Below are 2,344 nucleotides of genomic sequence, written 5' to 3' on the forward strand. Positions count from 1 at the left end.
CACCTACCTGCAGCCAGTCCTGCGTGATCGCGGCAACAAGACCGCCACGGAGCGCTGCAAAAACCCCGCCACCAAGCGAACGAAGCCACAGGGCAGGGCGTGTAAAGGGGTATACCCGCGTGGACGTGGGTCAAGAACACTCCGTGCGACCACGCAGCCCTGTCCGAAGCGCCCGCATCCCCTCAAGAATGGCGAGGCACATTCTCGCCACAATCCGTGCCAGGGAGATGCGGCCTCTTACATGGACAGACGACACGGGCCCGCCTGCCGGAGCAGACGGGCCCGTGCACTGCCTCATCGGGAAGGTCGGGTCACTCGCGGTGCAGCTTGTCCTGCACCGTGCCCGCCAGCTTCTCGAGGCGGTTGGGCACCTCCGTGGTCCCGTAGAAACGGGAGTCCGGGTGGGTGGGCGGGGGCATGGGGACCCCCGCCGGCGGCTCGGACGAGTAGGAGAACTCGCCCTTGCCGTCCGGGGTGGGGCCTGCAGCCCACGAACCCTGCGCAGTGGCCTGACCGTCAGAGAATTCGTAGTGCGTGTACGAGTGCTCCGTGGCCTCCTTCTTCTGCGGGAAGTTGCTCGGCACCGGCATCTCCTCCAGGCCGTCCTCCTGCAGCTCCTTCACAGCCGCCGCCCACTGGTTCTGGTGCATCGTGTCCCGGGCCAGAAGGAAGGACAGCAGCTCCCGGATGCCCGGGTCATCGGTCATGTGGTAGAGCCGGGCCACCTGGGTGCGGCCCTGCATCTCGGCGTTGAGGTTGGCGGTCATGTCCGCCAACAGGTTGCCGCTGGCGGTGACGTAGGCCGCCGTCCACGGATTCCCCATGCTGTCCACGGGGCGAGCACCGGCACCGGCCACGATGGCCTGCTGCAGGTCGGTACCCCCGATGACGGCGGCCACGGCCGGGTCATCCTGGATGGCGTCGGTGGTGATCCCCACCGGGGCCTTCTCCAGCAGCTGGGCCACCATGGTGGCGAGCATCTCGACGTGACCGAACTCCTCGGCCGCCGTGCTGAAGAGCAGGTCCCGGTACTTGCCCGGAATGTGGGCGTTCCAGGCCTGGAAGCTGTACTGCATGGCCACGGTGATCTCACCGTACTGCCCGCCGATCACCTCCTGCAGCTTGCGGGCGTAGACCGCGTCGGGCTTCTCAGGACTGGAGACGTGCTGAAGCTTCTGCTTGTGGATATACAAGAGAGGACTCCCCTCGATCATGTCGGATGCGTGGAAGCCCGAGGGGCTCCACGCCGGACATCATCGACGCTACGCGGGTCTGACCGACCCGCGTTAGTGCTGGCCCACGCCAGAACTGCATCGCTCACCACCTGGGTCATGGACGCCAGCACCACTCGGGGGGTGAGCGCTTTCGCCATCCTCCGCCTGCGGATGCGGCGGGTAGGTGACTCCCAGCGGCACGCAGTACAACCGGTCGTTTGTGGCTGCGCTTCCACGAGCACGAGAGCAGCCCCTCACACTCCGAGCGTCTCGCCCTCTCTCCACTGCGCCTCTGCACTGCTATCTTCCGAGCCATGTTCACTCTCTGACGGCATCGCGCTGAACACCCCACCATCACGAGAGGAACAACTGTGCCCACTGACCTTCTGACTCTTCACTTGCCGCAGCTCTATCCTGCTGGCCAGCTCCCTGGAGGACTCGACTTTCGAGGATTGGACGCTGGGATGGCCGACGATCTGGCCCAGTGCTATCTCATGAGCTACCCACCCGACGTCGCTGCCTCCGATCTAGACGAGGCGTGCGAGGAGATGAACGCGACCTTCCGCGGTGACTACGGAAAGCTGCGCGCCGATGCGAGCACTACAGCGTGGGTGGGTGGCCGTCTCGCCGGAGCCATCATGGTGGTCACCCACTCGATCTGGGACGAACACCTCACTGGTCCGTTCATCATCGACCTCTTCATTGATCCCCACGCACGCGGGAAGGGGATCGGGCGGGCTCTGGTCCAACACGCCATCGCAACCTGCTGCGACGCCGGTGACCACACTCTGAGTCTGCGCTTCGGACAGGGCACCTCCGATGCGGCCATGAGGATTTACCAGCGGCTCGGATTCCGCCCCGTGGGATAGGCAGATTCGGTCGTTTGCGGCGGGCCCGATCCTCGCCGCAACTCTCGCCATGGGGAAGCCGCGACACACCATCGCTCGTCGCATCCTCTTCCCCCTACGTGCCCAGATCGAGATACTCAGGCCATGCCAGCCACTCCCACAAGTTCCAGCGATTGGGCCTCCTACAACGCCGCGCGGGCAGGCACCTCGGCCGTACGCCCTCTCACCGACCGGGCGCTCACAGCACTGCGGCCTGAGCCGCCCCCTTCATTCGGTCCGGAC

Annotated in this window: 2 protein-coding genes; one reads left to right on the forward strand and one right to left on the reverse strand. The window is 65.7% G+C overall.

Features of this window, described 5'->3' with window-relative positions:
• Positions 1–311 precede the first annotated feature (311 nt).
• On the reverse strand, positions 312–1,193 hold the full coding sequence (locus HMPREF3105_RS07150) for a manganese catalase (protein WP_070709061.1): 882 nt from the start codon (positions 1,191–1,193) through the stop codon (positions 312–314).
• Between the two features lie 485 nt (positions 1,194–1,678).
• Between HMPREF3105_RS07150 and HMPREF3105_RS07155 the strand changes: the two genes are divergently transcribed.
• The gene (locus HMPREF3105_RS07155) at positions 1,679–2,083 is read left to right on the forward strand and encodes a GNAT family N-acetyltransferase (protein ID WP_102708789.1); all 405 of its coding nucleotides are present in this window, start codon (positions 1,679–1,681) and stop codon (positions 2,081–2,083) included.
• Positions 2,084–2,344 lie beyond the last annotated feature (261 nt).

Origin of the sequence: Micrococcus sp. HMSC31B01, assembly GCF_001816085.1 — a bacterium.
GTDB classification, from domain to species: Bacteria; Actinomycetota; Actinomycetes; order Actinomycetales; family Micrococcaceae; genus Micrococcus; species Micrococcus luteus.